Annotated in this window: 1 protein-coding gene; it reads right to left on the minus strand. The window is 69.6% G+C overall.

Annotation, left to right across the window (positions count from 1 at the left end):
* Positions 1 to 33: 33 nt before the first annotated feature.
* On the minus strand, positions 34 to 1,359 hold the full coding sequence (locus ACWEK3_RS42375) for an IS4 family transposase (protein WP_453252274.1): 1,326 nt from the start codon (positions 1,357 to 1,359) through the stop codon (positions 34 to 36).
* Positions 1,360 to 1,531 lie beyond the last annotated feature (172 nt).

Raw genomic sequence — 1,531 nt, forward strand, 5'->3', positions numbered from 1 at the left:
CAAGGCCGTGAAGTTTGTGGCTGGGCCAGGCTGTCAAGGGCTTGCGAGTACGAGGATGTTGATACTCGTGGTGGCTTTGTAGCTGGTCCGGTCGATGCGGGGGCCTCGGGCCTGGTACTTGGAGATGGCGCGCTTGACGATCCGGGGGCTGACCCGCAGGCGGCGTGAGGGAAGCAGCGCGGCCAGGACGTATCGGCCGATGGTGCCGGCCAGGTCGATGACGGTGTCGGCGATGACGCCCGCGGCCAGGATGACCTGGTCGCGGGCGGCCTGCCAGGCGATGCTGAAGCTGGCCCTGTCCGGGTCGGTGCCGGGCCGGGTGCCAGTGGCATCGGCCATGGCGGTCCGCAGCAGCTGGTAGACGACCAACAGGGCGTAGATTTCCTGGGTGACGCCTTCGGGGGTGCGGGCGCGCAGGACCCGGCCGCCCAGGATGGTCGACTTCAGCTCCAGGTATGCGGTCTCGATCTCCCACCGCTGGTGATACAGCGTGGCCAGTTCGCTTGCCGGGTGGCGGTGGTGGTCGAGCAGGGTCGTGGCGAGCCGGTAGAGGCCGGTGTGCCGTCCGGCGGTGGTGGTGACGGTGATCTCGCAGTCGATGACGCGAACCGGCAGCGGGCCGAGCGCCGAGAGGTAGGAACCGTCGCGGTAGCGGGCCAGGACGGGCATCCTGCGGCTGCTCTTGAGCCGGACCAGGACCTCGCTTCCGGTGGCGGCGATGCCGGACAGCACCTGCTGAGCGGCGAAGTTGCGGTCGGCCAGCAGGATCATCCCCGGCCGGAGGCTGGGCAGCAGGTGTGGGGCGTAGGTGGTCTCACCCGCGGTGGTGGGGCCGAACACGGCGTCGATGAGGGTGCGCGTCCCGCAGGCGACCAGAGCCAGCAGGCGGACCTGCGGGTATCCGGTGCCGCCGTGGTTGCCCGCCTGCTTGGTGAACCGGGTCAGGACAGCGGGACTGTCGGGCACGGTCAAGGTGGTGCCGTCGAGCGCGACCACCAGCAGCCCGCGCCAGCGGGCCCCTGGTCCGTGCGGGATTGCGGCCGGGCCGCGCAGCAGGTCGAACAGCCACTGCAGCGGTTTGCCGCCGACGCGTCGGCGGGCCTGGGCGAGCGCGCTGGCTGTCGGTGCGGCCACCGGTAAGCCGGCCAGCGCCCCCGTGAGCTTGCGCCACACGCCCGGGTATCCCACCTCGGGGAACAAACACGCGGCCAAGACCAGGTAGACCACGACTCGGGAGGGCAGATCCCGCAGCCGCGACTGCACGGCCCCGGCAGCCCTCAGTGCCTCATCGACCATCTCGAACGGAACGAGCTGGGTGAGTTCACCGAGATGACCGGGCGCAAACCGCCCTCCAGCCACCGTGACAGCGCGGGTGATGGCAGACTGTTCCGACAGCGGAGCCTCCGGTCTTTGTGAACGGCTTGTCTTGGTCGACTGCCAGTTCTACCGGGGCTCCGCTCCTCATGTCCGGCGAATCCACACCTCAAAGACCCTGGACAACCCCGCCCGAGCCGTAACTTCACGGCCTTGG

Source organism: Streptomyces sp. NPDC004721 (assembly GCF_053601495.1).